This is a genomic window from Streptomyces sp. NBC_00096, from assembly GCF_045041305.1.
Classification (GTDB): Bacteria; Actinomycetota; Actinomycetes; order Streptomycetales; family Streptomycetaceae; genus Streptomyces.
Window position 1 is genome coordinate 2,745,503 of the sequence record NZ_CP108221.1, and the last position, 15,479, is coordinate 2,760,981.

Sequence of the window (15,479 nt, forward strand, 5' to 3'; positions counted from 1 at the left end):
ACGCTGCGTTTTCCATATCTGGAGGGCTTAAGTCCAGTTCGTACGGCCCCGGATGACCTTTGAATCCCGAGACGAAAAGAGTCCACGGGGAAGCAATAAAAGGTTCACAGGCCTGCCGATCATCGTTTCGACAGGCCTGGACCTTTTATTTCACCATGCGGAAACCGCAGCACTGTCCGTTTTGACCGTTTTCAAACTTTCCGGGTCAACTTTTGGTCAAGCCCATACGATCGACTGGATCTCGCTGTATGCGTGCAGTGCGTACGAGCCCACGTCGCGCCCCACACCGGACCGCTTGAAGCCGCCGAACGGCGCCTCCATGTTCCGCCCGATGGTGTTGACGCCGACCCCGCCCGCCCGCAGCCGCCGCGCCACCCGGAAGGCGCGCGCCGCGTCCCCGGACCACACGTAGCTGAGCAGGCCGAAATCGCTGTCGTTGGCCAGCGCCACCGCCTCGTCGTCATCCCCGTCGAAGGGGACGACCACGACCACCGGGCCGAAGATCTCCTCCCGCACCACGCGCATGTCGTTCGTGCAGTCCACGAGGAGGGTCGGAGCCACGTAGAAGCCCTTCCCCTCCGTACCCACCACCGGGCGCTCGCCGCCGAAGGCGATCCGGGCGCCCTCCTTCCTGCCCAGCTCGACGTACGACTCCACGCGGTCGCGGTGCGCCGCCGAGATGACGGGGCCCACCACCGTGCCGCGCACCGCCGGGTCGCCGACCTTCATGAAGGCCAGGTAGCCCGTCAGTTTCTCCACCAGCTGCTCGTACACCGACCGGTGCACGATCACCCGGGTCGGAGCCGTGCAGATCTGCCCGGAGTAGAAGGAGAAGGTGGTGCCGATCCCCATCACCGCCGCGTCCAGGTCGGCGTCCGCGAGGACGACCGCCGCGCCCTTGCCGCCGAGCTCCATCAGCTGCCGCTTCATCGTGCGGCCGCAGACCTCGGCGATGCGCTGCCCGACGCCCGTGGAGCCGGTGAAGGACACCATGTCCACGTCCGGGGAGTCCACGGCCGCCTCGCCCACCTCCACCGAGGTGCCGCAGACCACGTTCACCACGCCCGCCGGGACCCCGGCCTCGTGCAGCGCCTGCGCCATCCGGAACACCGACAGCGGGTCCTGCGGGGCCGGCTTGACCACCACCGTGTTGCCCATGGCCAGCGCCGGGGCCACCTTGCCCGCCGGATTGGCCCACGGGTTGTTGTACGAGGTGATGCAGGTGACGACGCCGACGGGCTGGCGCACCTCCAGCGCCCCCAGCACGCTCGCCGCCCCCATCGGGCCCGCATCGGTGACCTGCGGCGGCAGCCCGCGCTCGACCGGCTCCAGCGCGCCCCTCGCGTACCGCCGGAAGCGCGTCACCCCGACGCCCACCTGCATGCCGCGCGCGATCCCGGTGGGAGCGCCGCTCTCCGCCTGGGCCAGGGCCGCCCAGGGCTCGTACTCGCGCTGGATGATGTCCGCGGCCCGGTCCAGGATCGCGGCCCGCTCCTCCGCCTTCGTCCGCGACCAGCTCCCGAAGGCGGCGGCCGCGGCGCGCGCCGCGTCCTCCACCTGGCCGCGCGAGGCCTCGGGGGCCAGCCCGACGACGGATTCGTCCGCCGGGTTGACCACCTCGTAGTGGCCGCCGGCCGGCTCGACCCACTCGCCGCCGATGTAGAGCTTCTGCGGATCGTCCTGCGCTGTCACCTGGTGCTCACCGTCCTCGTGTCACGGCCCGAACGGAGCACGATCCCCGGGATCGCCCCCGTGACCTCGTCGTCGCGGATGGTCTCCACGCCGTTGACGCGCACCGACACCATGCCGATCGCCCGCGCGTCCAGCCGCGGGCTGTCCCCGGGCAGGTCGTGCACGAGCGTCGCCGGGCCGGCCTCGATCCGCTCGGGGTCGAAGAGCACCAGGTCCGCGTGGAACCCCTCGGTGATCCGGCCGCGCTCGCGCAGCCCGAACAGCTGGGCCGGGTCGTCGGTGAGCATCCGTACCGCCTGCTCCAGCGGCACCAGCTTGCGGCCGCGCAGGCAGTCCCCCAGGAACCGGGTCGTGTACGGGGCCCCGCACATGCGGTCCAGGTGGGCGCCGGCGTCGGAGCCGCCGAGCATGACGTCCTCGTGCTGCCAGGTCTCGGCGCGCAGGGCCCAGCTCGCCGGGTCGTTGTCGGTCGGCATGGGCCACAGCACCGTACGCAGGTCGTCGTTGGCGCAGATCTCCACCAGGCAGTGGAAGGCGTCCTGGCCGCGCTCGGCCGCGATGTCGTTGACGACGCGGCCGGACAGGCCCGCGTTCGCCTCGCTGTAGGTGTCCCCGATGACGTAGCGCCCGAAGTTGGCCAGGCGCCGGAAGACCCCGGCCTCCTTGCTCGCCGCGCGGCGCAGCATCTCGGCGCGCACCTCCGCGTCGCGCAGCTTCGCGATCCGCTCCGGGACGGGCAGGCCGAGGACCTCACCCCAGCCGGGGATGAGGTTGAGGGCGCAGAACGTGCCGAGCGACATGTTCATGGGGGTCAGGATCGGCATGGTCAGGGCCACGATGCGGCCGCCGGCCTTGCGGGCGCGCTCGCTGGGTATCAGCTGGCGCGGCACGCGCTCGGGGACGGCGGCGTCGATGGTGAGCACGTTCCAGTTCAGCGGGCGGCCCGCGGCCGCGCTCATCTCGACGAAGAGGTCGATCTCCTCGTCGGCGAACTGGTCGAGGCAGCCCGCGACGATCGCCTCCAGCTGGGTGCCCTCGTGCTCGGAGACCGCCCTGGAGAGGGCGAGGAGCTCGGCCGGCCGGGCGTGGCGGGAGGCGACGGGGGCGCCGGAGCCGTCGGAGTGGGTGGAGGACTGGGTGGTGGACAGGCCCCAGGCGCCGGCGTTCATGGCGTCGTGGAACAGGTCGAGCATCGCCTGCATCTGCTCTTCGGTGGGCTGGCCGCCGACGGCGTCCTCGCCCATCACGTGCCGGCGCAGCGCGCAGTGGCCGACCATGAAGCCGGCGTTGACGGCGATCCGCCCGTCGAGCGCGTCGAGGTACTCGCCGAAGGTGGACCAGGTCCAGTCGACGCCCTCTTCGAGGGCCTTGAGCGCCATGCCCTCGACCTTGCTCATCATGCGGCGGGTGTAGTCGGCGTCCTCGGGGCGGGTCGGGTTGAGGGGCGCCAGGGTGAACCCGCAGTTGCCGCCCGCGACGGTGGTCACGCCGTGGTTCATGGAGGGGGTCGCGTACGGGTCCCAGAAGAGCTGGGCGTCGTAGTGCGTGTGGGGGTCGATGAACCCGGGGGTCAGGACGAGGCCGGTGGCGTCCTCGCTGGTGGCGGCCGGTTCGGTGACGGATCCCGGCGGGGCTATGACGGCGATTCGGCCGTCGCGTATCCCTACGTCGGCCACGCGGGCCGGGGCGCCGGTGCCGTCCACGACGGTGGCGCCCTTGATCAGGTGGTCGAGCATGACGTCCCTTCTGCCGGTGGTTCGGGTTGCGCACCGCCTCCCGGGGCTCCGCCCCGGTCCCCGCGCCTCAATCGCCGGCGGGGCTGTCTTCCGCCGGGCGGCGCCGCAACGGCCGGGGCTGCCCCGGCCATTGCCTGGCGGCTCGCGGTGCGCACGGTGAGCACTGCGTGAGCTACGTGTACGGCGTGAGCGGTGTGCACGGCCTGAGCTGCGCGCACGGCGAGCACGGCGTGCAGGTACAGGCCGACGCCGGCCAAATCCAGCCCTTCCGCGCTTGAGGAGCGGGGGTCCGGGGGCTGGTCCCCGGGAACGGCGCCGCACGTGCGGGGCCGCAGCCCGGGGCCCCGGTCGGGGTCCGCCGGGCCGGCCGCAGCCACGGCGTGACTCCGGCCGGGGCCGGTTCGGGGCGGCGGTCCGGGAAGGCGCCGCCCCCGTTCCCCCGCCGGGTCAGACGGCCTGGCGGAAGCGCGTGGTGCGGTGCACCGGGTCGGTGTCGATGTGCGGGATCACGTGCTCACCGATGAGCTTGATGGTGGTCATCGTGTCCTCGGGCGAGACACCGGTCGGCAGGCCGAAGGAGAGCTGGTCGGCACCGGCCTCCTCCCAGCGCTTGCACTGGGCGCGGACCTCGGAGGGGTCGCCGCAGATGAGCAGCTCCTCCTCGATCAGGAGCTCGACGATCTCCGCGTTGTACTCGGGGAGGATCTCGGGCCACTCGGGGATGATCTCGGGGCGCGGGAAGGTGTCGTGGTAGCGGAAGACCAGTGACTGGAAGCGGTTCATGTTGGCGTTGACCGCGATCTCGACGGCCTTGTCGTGGGTCTCGGCGCAGATCGCGGTCGAGGTGACCATGACGTTGTCGTTGACGAAGGCGCCGATGGCCTTCGCCTCCTGGATCGCGGTCTTGTACTGGTCCAGGACCCAGGCCATGTCGGAGACCTTCTGGACGCTGAAGCCGAGGACTCCGAGGCCCTTCTTGGCCGCCATGGCGTACGAGGCCGGCGAGCCGGCGGCGTACCACATGGCCGGGTGGCCCTTGCCGTACGGCTTGGGGAAGATCTTGCGCGGCGGGAGCGACCAGTGCTTGCCCTGGAACCCCTCGTACTCCTCCTGGAGGAACATCTTGGGGAACTCGGCGATGGTCTCTTCCCAGATCTCCTTGGTGCCGTTCATGTCCTCGATGCCGGGAAGGAAGCCGAGGATCTCGTGGCTGCCGGCGCCGCGGCCGGTGCCGAACTCGAAGCGTCCCTTGGAGAGGTGGTCGAGCATGGCGACCTTCTCGGCCACCTTGACCGGGTGGTTGACCGGGGCGAGCGGGTTGAAGATGCCGGACCCGAGGTGGATGCGCTCGGTGGCGTGAGCGAGGTACCCGAGGAACACCTCGTTCGCCGAAAGGTGCGAGTACTCCTCCAGGAAGTGGTGCTCGGAGGCCCAGGCGTACTTGAACCCGGACTTGTCCGCCTGGATGACGTACTCGGTCTCCTCGATCAGCGCCTTGTGCTCTGCCTCGGGGTCGACCTTGGACCGCGCCTCAGGCACGTATCCCTGCACAAAGAGCCCGAATTCCAAGGGGATTCACCGTCCTTCTGTTTCTGACGTTGCGTCAGATTCGATGTCACGACTGTTCCACCGCGAGGGCGGGAGCGTCAATACCTGACGCTCCATCAGATACAGCTGCCGGCCTGCCTACAGGATGCTGACGCCCGCCATCCAGCCGCCGTCGATCACGAACGGCTGGCCGGTGATGTACGAGGAGTCCTCGCTGGTCAGGAACAGCGCCAGCCTGGCTATCTCCTCCGGCTGCCCGACCCGGCCCATCGGCACGACGCGCTGGTACAGCTCCGCCATGGCGTCGCGCGCCTCCTGGGGCAGGTCCGCCGGATTCGTGTTCCCGGGGGTGGCCATCGCGGTGTCCACGGCCCCCGGACACATCGCGTTGACCCGGATGTTCTTCGCCGCCAGCTCCAGCGCGGCCACCCGGGTCAGACCGAGGATCGCCGCCTTCGTCGCCGCGTACGAGCCCACGTACGCCATGCCCGTCAGGCCCGTGTACGAGGAGGTGTTGACGATCGTGCCGCCGCCGGCCGCCTCGATCTCCGGGGCCACCGACTTGATGCCGAGGAAGGCACCGACCTGGTTGACCTGGACCACCTGCTGGAACTCCTCCAACGGGGTCGAGGTCAGCTCGTTGAAGCGCAGGATGCCCGCGTTGTTGACCAGGCCGTCGACCCGGCCGAAGGCCTCCTTCGCCACCGCGATGGCGGCCGCCCAGTCCTCCTCCCGGCTCACGTCCATCCGTACGTACCGGGCCCGGTCCTCGCCGATCTCCTTGGCGACCGCCGCGCCCTGCTCGTCCAGTACGTCACCGAGGAGCACTCTGGCTCCCTCGGCGGCGAAGAGCCGGGCCTCCTGCTCGCCCTGGCCGCGCGCCGCACCCGTGATGATGACGACGCGTCCGTCCAGCTTGCCCATTCGTTTCCCCTAGTGGCTAGTCGTTGAGTAGCGGGCCCACTTCGGACCCGAAAGCCGTGATCTGGTCGAGGAGTTCGGCCCGGTCGCGGTTGCGGAAGCGGACCTGGATCTGGTCGATGCCCAGCGCCTTGTACTCGCGCAGCGACTCGGCGAGCGCCTCCGCCTTGCCGGTGAGGGTCCGGCGGCCGGTGTCCCAGCCGGGCTCGCCCACGTAGAGCGCCTCGGTGATCGCCCCGAACTCGATGGGCCCGGTGACCCCGGCCCCCTCGCGGAGCTCCTTGATGCGGGCGATCTGCGCGGGGAGCTTGTCGCGCGGGTCGCCCTGCGGGAGCCAGCCGTCGCCGCGCACGGCGGCCCGGCGGACGGCGGCGGGCGAGGACCCGCCGACCCAGACCGGGATCCGGGTCTGGACGGGGCGGGGCAGCTGCCCGAGGTCCTTGAAGGAGAACAGCTCGCCCTCGAACTCGGGGTACTCCTCGGGCCCCAGGGCCGCGCGCAGGGCGTCCAGGGTCTCGTCGAGGACGGCCCCGCGGCGCGCGAAGTCCACGCCGAGCACCTCGAACTCCTCCTGCACGTGCCCGGCCCCGACGCCGAGGATCAGCCGGCCGCCGGAGAGGTGGTCGACGGTGGCGTACTGCTTGGCGCTGAGCAGCGGGTGGCGCAGGCCCAGGATCGCGACGTGGCTCAGCAGCCGGACGTTCTCGGTGATCCCGGCCAGGAAGGACAGGGTGGCCACCGGGTCGTACCAGATGGTGCTCATGGGGCCGGCCATGCGCCGCGGGATGGCGACGTGGTCGCAGGTGGCGACGTAGCCGAAGCCGGCCCGGTCGGCCGCCCGCGCGACCGCCGCGAGGTCGGCCGCGCCCGCCGTCGCCTCCCAGGGCTCGGCGTAGATGGTGCTCTGCGACTGGATCGGGAGCTGCATCCCGTAGACCAGCCGACCTTCCGGAAACACGCGCGCCATGGGCCGTACCCGCCTCGTCCTCGACTGCCGATTCGTCATACCGGTGCGGGGGACATCGTCGTAGCTGACGGGTCGTCAGGCAAGGGGTAGGGCGGGAGCCGGAGACGGGGGACACACGGCCAGCCGGGGCCCGAGCCAAATAACATGAGCTTTGTCATGATGGCTGCATGGCAGACCAACCCGCACCCGGCGAAGGCCCCACACGGCCCGTGTCCGTTTCGCTCCACGAGGGGACGATCGCGGCACTCAAGGCACGCACCGGTAGGCGCGGCATGTCCGCGTACATCGAAGCGCTCGTGCAGCGGCAGCTCGAACGTGACCGGCTCCGAGAGCTCATCGAAGACTCCGAATCCGTGAACGGGCCGGCCGACCCGACAGCGGTCGAGGCAAAACGAGCGATCTTGCGCGGTGGGGCGGCCGCCTCGTCGGACGCCGCGTGAGCGGGACCCTGATCCTCGACTGCGAAGGGCTCTCCCAGCTCGTACACCGGGACCCCCGCCTGCTGGAATGGCTCGCGGCCGCGGAAGCGGACGACATCCGGGTGGTCATCAGCTCGGTCACCCTCGTCGAGGCGCGTGACCCCAGGGTGAAACAGGCACGATTCGACGACGCGGTCTCGCGCGTGAACATCGTCCCGCCGAGCGAGGCCGTCGTGCGGCACGCGAGCAGGCTGCTCGCCGCCGCAGGCCTTCACGGACACAAGTACGCGCTGGATGCCATCGTCGCGGCAACCGCCCTCGACCAGCCCGGACCCGTCACCCTGCTGACCTCGGACCCCGAGGACCTCTCCGCACTGTGCGGGAAGCGGATCCAGACCGTCAGGATCTGACGGCAGGGGCCGCAGAAAGGTCAGGGCCCACGGGGGTATGTGCCGGGGTCCCGCGCCCGCTAAGGTGCGCGCGTGGATCTGATTCTCACCCTGGTCAGCGGGGTGGCGTGGACCGTCGTGTACGTAGAGGCGATCCGGGTGGGGCTGCGGGACCGGACGTACGCGATGCCGGTCGCCGCCCTCGCGCTGAACTTCGCATGGGAAACCACCTATGCGGTACGCGAGTTCACCGTCGGAGTCTCCCCGCAGGGCGTCGTCAACGTGGTCTGGGCCCTCGCCGACGTCATCATCGTGTACACCTACCTGCGCCACGGGCGGGCCGAGTTGCCCGGCTTCGTGACCCGGCCGCTGTTCGCCGTCTGGAGCGTGCTCCTCTTCGCGAGCGCCTTCGCCGTGCAGTGGCTCTTCCTCGCCCACTTCGGCCACTACGATTCCAGCCGCTACTCGGCGTTCCTCCAGAACCTGCTGATGTCCGGGCTGTTCGTCGCCTTCTACGCGAGCCGGCGCGGCCCCCTCGGACAGTCCCGCGTCATCGCGGTCGCCAAGTGGCTCGGCACGCTCGCGCCGACCATCCTGTTCGGCGCCATGGAGTCCGCCCCGTTCATCCTCGGGCTCGGCATCCTGTGCTCCGTCTTCGACCTCGCCTACATCGCCCTGCTGGTCGGGAACCCGGCGGGGCGGGACGGCGGAGGCGGCGGGACCGACGGAGGCGACGCGGCCGTCGATCGCGGGCCGGTCGGCGGGACCGCCCTCAGAAGCCCTGCGGCCCCATGACGATGACCGGCTTCGCCGCCGGGTCGAGGGTCTCCAGGACCTTCTTCATCGCCTCCTTCGGGATGCCCACGCAGCCCTGCGAGGGGCCGTCGTGGTCCACGTGGAGCCAGATGTTGCCGCCCTTCTCCTCGCCCTCCGGCTTCGTCGGGTCCAGCGGGCTCACCCCGGTCCTGCGGTTGAAGTCGATGGCCACGACATAGTCGAAGGAGCCCCGCAGGGACTCGCCGTTCACCCCGCTCCCCGCCGCCACGAAGGAGCGGTCCTGGTCGTACGGGAACTTCGTGCCCGGCGGCTTCGGCAGCAGACCGCCCGCGTCGGTGAGCGCGAACACGCCCTCGGGGGAGGTCAGGTCCCCGTACCCGCGCTCCGCCGACCAGCCCTTGGCCCCGTTGCGCGCGGGCCAGCTATCGCTCTTCGCCCAGTCGGCGCCGCCCGCCGGGCGGGTGTAGAAGGCCGCAGTGGACTCCGAGGAGTCCCTCCCCTTGCCGGTGACGAGGACGAGCTGGCGGGAGTCCGCCGGAATCCTCGCGCGGGTGCGCTCGCTGACGTCCGGCAGACCTTGCAGGCCGTCGCGCACCGCACCGCGCGCGGCCCGGTCGGCGGCCGGCGGGCGGGCGTCGGCGGCGGGCCGCGCGGCGGCGTTGGCCGGCGGCTCGTGAGCCACGTACACCCAGCCGGCTCCGAAGCCGAGCAGCCCGAGGGCGGCCACGACCACGAGCGGCCGCTGGGCGCGGGAGCTGCGCTCGGCGCGCCGCGCACCGGCGGCGGCGCGGGAGCGGCGGGGCGGACGGGAGCTGCGGGAGCCTGCTCGGGCGTGCTTGCTCATTGGACCGACCGTACACAGCCGATCTTCAAATTCGTTCACCGGTCAAACTCCCGGGCGTTTCCCCGGGCGGCGCCCCGGCCGGGAACCGGACCCGGACCATCAGCCCGCCGCCCGGCCCCGGATTGGCCCGCGCCGTCAGCTCCGCGCCGTGCGCCCGCGCGATCGAGGCAACGATCGAAAGCCCCAATCCGGCGCCCTCACCGGCCGTATGCTGCCGCTCGGCCCGCCGCCGGAACGGCTCCAGCAGCCGTGGAACGTCCTCGGGCGCTATCACCGGGCCGGTGTTGGTCACCGTCAGCACCCCGTCCGCGGAGGTGGCCACCTCCAGGCGGCCGCCCGCGCGGTTGTGACGTACGGCATTGGCGAGCAGGTTCCGTACGAGGTGGCCCAGGAGCGTGCGGTCGCCCGTGACGGTCAGCGGGGCGAGGTCCCGTACGACGGACAGGTCCTGATGGACCGTCCCCCCGGGGCCCGTGAGCCCGGGGCCCGTGAGCCCGGGGCCCGTGAGCCCGGCGCCCGTGAGCCCGGCGCCCGCGAGCTCGGCCGCCGCGAGCTCCGCCAGGTCCACCGGCTCCGCGACCTCCAGACCCTCCTCCGAGACGGCCAGCAGGAGCAGCGACTCGACGAGGTGCCGGCTGGAATCCGCCACGTCGATGAGCTTGGCCCGGATCCGGGCCACCTTCTGCGGCGTCGGCTCCCCGGCCAGCCCGATCTCGGCGGCCGCCCGCTGGACGGCGAGCGGGGTGCGCAGTTCGTGGGCGGCGTTCGCGGCGAAGCGGCGCTGGGCGCCGACCATGACCTCCATCCGGTCGAGCATCGAGTCGAAGGTGTCCGCCAGCCGCTTGAGTTCGCCGGGCGGGGCCTTGAGGCCGATCCGCTCGTGGAGGTTGGCGACGGAGAGCCGGCGGGCGGTCTCGGTGATCACGGCGACGGGGCGCAGGACCCGGCCGGCCATCCACCAGGCGAGCCAGATGGACAGGATGGCGAAGACGGCGAGGGCGACGAGGGAGACGACCAGCAGTTCGTGGAGGGTGGCCTGTTCCACGCGGCTGGTCAGGTCACGGGTGGCCTTCCACGCGTCGAGCTGCTCGCGGGTCGGGGTGATGCCGGGGATGACCTGGGCGGGGACGCGGACCGGGTCGCCCGGGGCCACGGTCGCCGAGGTGCCGTCCCCGAGCACCCTGGTGGTCATGACGGCGCCGCTGATGCGGGTGTAGAGGCCGTTGCGGAGGAGGATGTTGATCAGTGCGATCAGTCCGCCGCCGGCCAGGAGCAGCAGGGAGCCGTAGAGGACGGTGAGACGGGTGCGCTCGGATCGGAGCACTGCTCTCATCGTGGATCACCGATCCGGTATCCGGCGCCCGGCACCGTCTCGATCACCTGCGGCTCGCCCAGCTTGGCACGCAGCTTGCTCAGGGTCACCCGTACCGCGTTGGTGCTGTACGAGGTGTCCTCCTCCCACACCTGCTCGATCAGGTCGTCGCTGCTCAGGACGGCGCCCTCGGCACGCAGCAGCGCTTCCAGCACGGCGAACTCCTTGCGGGAGAGCGCGAGCCTGCGCCCCTCGCGGGTGGCGGCGCGGCGCGCGGTGTCCACGGCCACCCCGGCCCGCTCCAGGACCGGCGGCAGGGCGGGCTGGACGCGCCGCCCCAGGGCCAGGACGCGGGCGAGGAGCTCGTCGTAGGCGAAGGGCTTGGTGAGGTAGTCGTCGGCACCGAGGCCGAGGCCCTCCACCCGGTCCCGTACGGTCCCGGACGCCGTCAGCATCAGGACGCGGGTCAGCAGCCGCTCGCGCACCACCTGGCGGCAGACCTCGTCCCCGTGCAGTCCGGGCAGGTCGCGGTCCAGGACGAGGACGTCGTACGCACCCAGGCGCAGCCGCTCCAGGGCCTCCAGGCCGTCGCTCGCCTCGTCGACGGCCAGCGCGTCGCCGCGCAGCCCCTCGGCGATCATCTCCCGCAGGAACTCCTCGTCCTCCACCACCAGAACTCGCATTCGTCCTCTTTACCGGAGAGGGACATTTCGCTGTTGTAAGCACGAGGGCTTAGAGAAGCGAAACCCGCTTCTCGCGCACCCTCGGGCCCATGAAGCGATCAACGACCATGACCGCGGCCGCGCTCCTCACCGGCCTGACCCTCTTCGTGACCGCGTGCACGGGCGGCGTCGGAGGCTCGGACGGGAAGAAGGACGGGAAGAAGGACTCCTCGAGCTCTTCCGGCTCTTCCGGCTCGTCCGGCTCGTCCGGCGGTGGCAACAGTGGCGCCGACGCCGACAACGCCCTCAAGATGCGCAAGTGCCTGCGCGACAACGGCGTGGACGCCCCCGACCCCAAGCCCGGCGAGGACCCGCGCGGTATGACGCTGGGCGCGGGGGCGGACCAGGACGTGGTGCAGAAGGCCATGGAGAAGTGCGGGATGAAGGGCCCCGGCTCCGGCGGCGAGGTCTCGCAGCAGGAGAAGGACAAGGCCCTCGCCCAGGCCAAGTGCATGCGGGACCACGGCTTCGACATGCCGGACCCGGAGTTCAACGGGAGCGCGCGGACCGGGATATCCCTCCCCGAGGGCGCCGACAAGGACGCCTTCATGGCCCAGCTGAACAAGTGCAGCGGGGACCGGTGAGCAAGCGCGGCAAGTGGCTCCTGGGCTCGCTGGCCGCCGTACTCGCCGTCTCGGGCGGCGGGTACGCGGTCGTCGCGCAGGCCGGGACGGACGGCAAGGAAGAGAAGGAACAGCGGGCCGGCGGTCTGCCGGGGGCGACGGCGCCGGTCACCCGCGGGGACCTGAGCTCCGGGCTCAGGGTGGACGGGACGCTCGGGTACGCGAAGGAGCAGAAGCTCAACGCGGCGGGCGCGGGGGGCGGGGGCATCGGCGGCGCGGGCGGCAGCGGTACCGGCGGCGCGGGCACGGGTGGCTCCGGGTCCGGCTCCGGCTCCGCGACCCTGACCTGGGTGGCGGCCGCGGGCTCCTCCGTCGAGCGCGACGGCAAGCTCTACGAGGTCAACGGCAAGCCGGTGCGCCTGATGTACGGCACCACGCCCGTGTACCGGACCATGAAGACCGGGGACAAGGGCGAGGACGTCAAGCAGCTCAAGCGCAATCTCCAGGCCCTCGGCTTCGGCACCGGCCTGGACGCCTCGGACGGCAACTTCACCGCCGGCACCGCCACCGGCGTCAAGCGCTGGCAGAAGGCCCACTCCATGAAGGAGACGGGCGAGATCGGCAAGGAGGACATCGCCTTCGCCTCCGGACCGCAGCGGATCCAGAAGAACGACATGGCGGTCGGCGACGACGCGGGCGCGGGCAAGCCGGTGCTGACCCTGACCGGCACCGAGCGGACGGTCCGCTTCCAGCTGGACGTGGCCAAGGCGGGCACGGTCAAGGCCGGCGACCCGGTGACCGTGAGCCTGCCGGGCGGCGGCGCCGCCAACGGCAAGATCGACTCGGTGGGCAGCACCGCCAACCCCGACGACCCGTCCTCGGGCGGCGGGAGCGGGGGCGGCGGCATGGGGGACAAGAAGCCGAAGGTCCAGATCGAGGTCACCCTCGACAACGCCTCCGAGGCCAAGGGCCCCGACCAGTCCCCCGTCTCGGTGAACCTGACGGGCGAGACCCGCAAGGGCGTGCTCTCCGTACCGGTCAACTCGCTCCTCGCCCTCGCCGAGGGCGGCTTCGGGGTCCAGGTCGTCGAGGACGGCAAGGTGCGCGAGGTCGAGGTCGAGCTGGGCATGTTCGGCAAGGGCCGGGTGGAGGTGAAGGGGGACGCCCTCAAGGAGGGCATGCTCGTAGGGGTCCCCGCGTCATGAACGAACACGCCCACCCCGTCGTCGAACTGGCCGGTGTCACCAAGGAGTACCCCGGCGGGGTCGCGGCCCTGCGCGGGGTCGACCTCACCGTCATGAACGGCGAACTCCTCGCCATCGTCGGCCCGTCGGGCTCCGGCAAGTCCACCCTGCTGCACATCGTCGGGACGCTGGACCGGCCGACCGCCGGCCGCGTGGCCATCGCCGGGTACGACATCGCGAGCCTCTCCGACCGCGCCCTGTCGGCCCTGCGCTCCCGGCACGTCGGCTTCGTCTTCCAGTCCTTCCACCTGGTGCCGGGCATCAGCGCGCTGGCGAACGTCGCCGAGGGCCTGCTGTACTCCGGGCTCCCCCGCGCCGAACGCGGGCGGCGGGCGGAGCGCGCCCTGCGACGCGTCGGCCTCGGCGACCGCATGGACCACCGGCCGCACGAACTGTCCGGCGGGCAGAAGCAGCGCGTGGCGATCGCCCGCGCGGTCGCGGGCGAACCGGACCTGCTGCTCGCCGACGAGCCGACGGGCGCGCTGGACACGGCGTCCGGTGAATCGGTGCTGGAACTGCTGCACGAGCTCAACCAGGACGGGGCCACCATTGCCGTGATCACCCACGACAACGAGATCGCGGCGAGCCTGCCCCGGCAGGTCCGCGTCCGCGACGGCGAGATCGTGGCGGACGTGTGGAACACGGCGGGGGTGGCGTGATGGGGTCCCGCACGAAGTCGCGTACGGGGTCGCGTGCTGAATCGCGTACGCAGTCGCGTACGGAGTCGCGCGCGCGGTCCCGTACACAGGCCCGGAAGCTGTCTCCGCCGCGTCTGGGCCCCCGGGACGTCCTGCACGTGGGATCGGCGGGACTGCGCTCCCGGCCCATGCGGGTGTTCCTGTCCGCGCTCGGGATCGCGATCGGCATCGCCACGATGATCGCGGTCGTCGGCATCTCCTCGTCCAGCCAGGCCAAGCTGCTCCGCGAACTGGACAAGCTCGGCACGAACATGATGGTCGCGACACCGGCCCCGTCGATGTTCTCGGGACAGGACACCAAACTGCCCGAGGACGCCCCCGGCATGATCGCCCGCATCGACGGGGTCGAATCGGTCGGCGCGACGGGCGACGTGATGGAGTCGGTGCGCCGCAGCGAGAACATCCCGAAGGAGGAGACCAGCGGCATCGCCCTCAAGGCGGCGAAGGACGACCTCCTGAAGACGCTGCGCGCCCGGATGGGCAGCGGCAGCTGGCTCAACGGCGCGACGGGCCGCTACCCGTCCGTGGTCCTCGGCCACGTCTCCGCGGAGCGCCTGGGCATCACCGCCCCCGGCGCGCAGGTCTTCATCGGCGGCCGGTACTTCACCGTCATCGGCATCCTGGACCCGATCCCGCTGGCGCCGGAGATCGAGCGCTCGGCGCTGATCGGCTGGGACGCCGCCCAGAGCCTCCTGGGCTTCGACGGGCACCCCACGTCCGTCTACGAGCGCTCGGCGGACGACCGCGTCCAGGAGGTCCGGAGCCTCATGGCCAAGACGGCCAACCCCGAGAGCCCGAGCACGGTCAAGGTCACCGACCCGTCGGCGGCCCTGCAGGCGAAGGCCGCCACCGAAGGCGCGTTCAGCACCCTCCTCCTGGGCCTGGGCGGCATCGCGCTGCTGGTGGGTGGCGTCGGGGTGGCCAACACGATGATCATCTCGGTACTGGAACGCCGCCACGAGATCGGCCTGCGCCGCTCCCTGGGCGCCACGAAGGGCCAGATCCGCATCCAGTTCGTCACGGAGTCCCTGCTCCTCTCCGGTCTGGGCGGCCTGGCCGGCATCGTCCTGGGCGGCGCGGCCACGGCGGTCTACGCCCAGGCCGGTGACCTCCCCTGGGTGGTCCCCCTCTGGGCCGTGACAGGCGGCTTCGCCTCAACCCTGGCCATAGGCACACTGGCAGGCCTCTACCCGGCGGTCCGCGCGGCCCGACTGTCGCCGACGCTGGCACTGTCGGCGGGGTAGGGGGTGGGGTGGGTGGGGGCGGGGGTGGGGCTGTGCTGCGGGTTGGGCGGGGGCGTTGACAAGGTCCGGTGGGAGCCCGGCAGTCCAGTGTCCTTTCGGTGCGGGCCGGTCCCTCAAGGGCGCTCCTCCTTCGTCGTCGCGTCGCTTCGCGATGGCCTTCGGCCACCCTTGACCGACCGACCCACCCCGAAACGCCACAAGACTTCCGGGATCCCCCCGAGGAACGGCCGGGAGGGACGGATACGGAGGAGCGGCCGGATCAGGGATGCCCATGCCCCCTCCGGCCAGTGCGATCCGGACCGGTCACCTGTCAGCACCGCCCAGCCGGACGGTATGGACGCCCGGGACAGTCAGAGCATCCAGGCAGGGGCGGTCGGCCACCCTTCCCGAGACTTCGCACGGC

General features: G+C 71.6%; 15 protein-coding genes. 7 read left to right on the forward strand and 8 right to left on the reverse strand.

Features of this window, described 5'->3' with window-relative positions; genetic code table 11:
* Window positions 1–216: 216 nt before the first annotated feature.
* The 5 genes from OG904_RS11830 to OG904_RS11850 form a co-directional block, all read right to left on the reverse strand.
* Window positions 217–1,692 carry an aldehyde dehydrogenase family protein gene (locus OG904_RS11830; RefSeq protein WP_405490060.1) on the reverse strand — a complete coding sequence of 492 codons (1,476 nt, stop codon included), beginning with the start codon at window positions 1,690–1,692 and terminating at the stop codon, window positions 217–219.
* Window positions 1,689–3,428, reverse strand: a complete 1,740-nt coding sequence (locus tag OG904_RS11835; protein WP_405490062.1) for an amidohydrolase family protein — start codon at window positions 3,426–3,428, stop codon at window positions 1,689–1,691. Before OG904_RS11835 ends, OG904_RS11830 begins: the two co-directional genes overlap by 4 nt.
* Window positions 3,429–3,875: 447 nt before the next feature.
* On the reverse strand, window positions 3,876–4,997 hold the full coding sequence (locus tag OG904_RS11840; RefSeq protein WP_405490064.1) for an LLM class flavin-dependent oxidoreductase: 1,122 nt from the start codon (window positions 4,995–4,997) through the stop codon (window positions 3,876–3,878).
* A gap of 117 nt (window positions 4,998–5,114) precedes the next feature.
* On the reverse strand, window positions 5,115–5,900 hold the full coding sequence (locus OG904_RS11845; RefSeq protein ID WP_405490066.1) for an SDR family NAD(P)-dependent oxidoreductase: 786 nt from the start codon (window positions 5,898–5,900) through the stop codon (window positions 5,115–5,117).
* 16 nt (window positions 5,901–5,916) lie between these two features.
* Window positions 5,917–6,864 carry an LLM class F420-dependent oxidoreductase gene (locus OG904_RS11850; RefSeq protein WP_405490068.1) on the reverse strand — a complete coding sequence of 316 codons (948 nt, stop codon included), beginning with the start codon at window positions 6,862–6,864 and terminating at the stop codon, window positions 5,917–5,919.
* A 167-nt stretch (window positions 6,865–7,031) separates the two neighbouring features.
* Here OG904_RS11850 and OG904_RS11855 point away from each other — a divergent pair, with 167 nt between their 5' ends.
* The 3 genes from OG904_RS11855 (at window position 7,032) to OG904_RS11865 (ending at window position 8,467) form a co-directional block, all read left to right on the forward strand.
* A complete protein-coding gene (locus OG904_RS11855) occupies window positions 7,032–7,304 on the forward strand; it encodes a hypothetical protein (protein WP_405490070.1) in 273 nt (90 codons plus the stop codon).
* Window positions 7,301–7,693 carry a type II toxin-antitoxin system VapC family toxin gene (locus tag OG904_RS11860; RefSeq protein WP_405490072.1) on the forward strand — a complete coding sequence of 131 codons (393 nt, stop codon included), beginning with the start codon at window positions 7,301–7,303 and terminating at the stop codon, window positions 7,691–7,693. The genes OG904_RS11855 and OG904_RS11860 overlap by 4 nt, the downstream gene beginning before the upstream one ends.
* Window positions 7,694–7,765: 72 nt before the next feature.
* Window positions 7,766–8,467, forward strand: a complete 702-nt coding sequence (locus OG904_RS11865; protein ID WP_405490074.1) for a hypothetical protein — start codon at window positions 7,766–7,768, stop codon at window positions 8,465–8,467.
* Here OG904_RS11865 and OG904_RS11870 read toward each other — a convergent pair.
* The 3 genes from OG904_RS11870 to OG904_RS11880 are packed head-to-tail and all read right to left on the reverse strand — an operon-like array spanning window position 8,445 to window position 11,288.
* Window positions 8,445–9,293, reverse strand: a complete 849-nt coding sequence (locus OG904_RS11870; protein ID WP_405490076.1) for a hypothetical protein — start codon at window positions 9,291–9,293, stop codon at window positions 8,445–8,447. The genes OG904_RS11865 and OG904_RS11870 overlap by 23 nt on opposite strands.
* 25 nt (window positions 9,294–9,318) lie before the next feature.
* Entirely contained in the window at window positions 9,319–10,626 is a 1,308-nt protein-coding gene (locus OG904_RS11875; RefSeq protein WP_405490078.1) for a sensor histidine kinase, read from the reverse strand.
* Window positions 10,623–11,288 carry a response regulator transcription factor gene (locus OG904_RS11880; RefSeq protein ID WP_405490080.1) on the reverse strand — a complete coding sequence of 222 codons (666 nt, stop codon included), beginning with the start codon at window positions 11,286–11,288 and terminating at the stop codon, window positions 10,623–10,625. The genes OG904_RS11875 and OG904_RS11880 overlap by 4 nt, the downstream gene beginning before the upstream one ends.
* An 89-nt stretch (window positions 11,289–11,377) precedes the next feature.
* Between OG904_RS11880 and OG904_RS11885 the strand changes: the two genes are divergently transcribed.
* The 4 genes from OG904_RS11885 to OG904_RS11900 all read left to right on the forward strand — a co-directional run bounded on the left by OG904_RS11885 (window position 11,378) and on the right by OG904_RS11900 (window position 15,076).
* On the forward strand, window positions 11,378–11,911 hold the full coding sequence (locus tag OG904_RS11885) for a hypothetical protein (protein WP_405490082.1): 534 nt from the start codon (window positions 11,378–11,380) through the stop codon (window positions 11,909–11,911).
* Window positions 11,908–13,095 carry a peptidoglycan-binding protein gene (locus OG904_RS11890; RefSeq protein WP_405490084.1) on the forward strand — a complete coding sequence of 396 codons (1,188 nt, stop codon included), beginning with the start codon at window positions 11,908–11,910 and terminating at the stop codon, window positions 13,093–13,095. The genes OG904_RS11885 and OG904_RS11890 overlap by 4 nt, the downstream gene beginning before the upstream one ends.
* Window positions 13,092–13,793: an ABC transporter ATP-binding protein gene (locus OG904_RS11895; protein ID WP_405490086.1), complete on the forward strand. Its 702-nt coding sequence runs from the start codon at window positions 13,092–13,094 to the stop codon at window positions 13,791–13,793. The genes OG904_RS11890 and OG904_RS11895 overlap by 4 nt, the downstream gene beginning before the upstream one ends.
* A 137-nt stretch (window positions 13,794–13,930) precedes the next feature.
* On the forward strand, window positions 13,931–15,076 hold the full coding sequence (locus tag OG904_RS11900; protein ID WP_405490088.1) for an ABC transporter permease: 1,146 nt from the start codon (window positions 13,931–13,933) through the stop codon (window positions 15,074–15,076).
* The last annotated feature ends 403 nt before the right edge of the window (window positions 15,077–15,479 follow it).

Excerpts from the sequence above, each read along its gene's own strand:
- OG904_RS11835 (WP_405490062.1), bottom strand. The coding sequence starts at position 3,428 with ATGCTCGACCACCTGATCAAGGGCGCCACCGTCGTGGACGGCACCGGC.
- OG904_RS11845 (WP_405490066.1), bottom strand. The coding sequence starts at position 5,900 with ATGGGCAAGCTGGACGGACGCGTCGTCATCATCACGGGTGCGGCGCGC.
- OG904_RS11850 (WP_405490068.1), bottom strand. The coding sequence starts at position 6,864 with ATGGCGCGCGTGTTTCCGGAAGGTCGGCTGGTCTACGGGATGCAGCTC.
- OG904_RS11855 (WP_405490070.1), top strand. The coding sequence starts at position 7,032 with ATGGCAGACCAACCCGCACCCGGCGAAGGCCCCACACGGCCCGTGTCC.
- OG904_RS11870 (WP_405490076.1), bottom strand. The coding sequence starts at position 9,293 with ATGAGCAAGCACGCCCGAGCAGGCTCCCGCAGCTCCCGTCCGCCCCGC.
- OG904_RS11875 (WP_405490078.1), bottom strand. The coding sequence starts at position 10,626 with ATGAGAGCAGTGCTCCGATCCGAGCGCACCCGTCTCACCGTCCTCTAC.
- OG904_RS11880 (WP_405490080.1), bottom strand. The coding sequence starts at position 11,288 with ATGCGAGTTCTGGTGGTGGAGGACGAGGAGTTCCTGCGGGAGATGATC.
- OG904_RS11885 (WP_405490082.1), top strand. The coding sequence starts at position 11,378 with ATGAAGCGATCAACGACCATGACCGCGGCCGCGCTCCTCACCGGCCTG.
- OG904_RS11895 (WP_405490086.1), top strand. The coding sequence starts at position 13,092 with ATGAACGAACACGCCCACCCCGTCGTCGAACTGGCCGGTGTCACCAAG.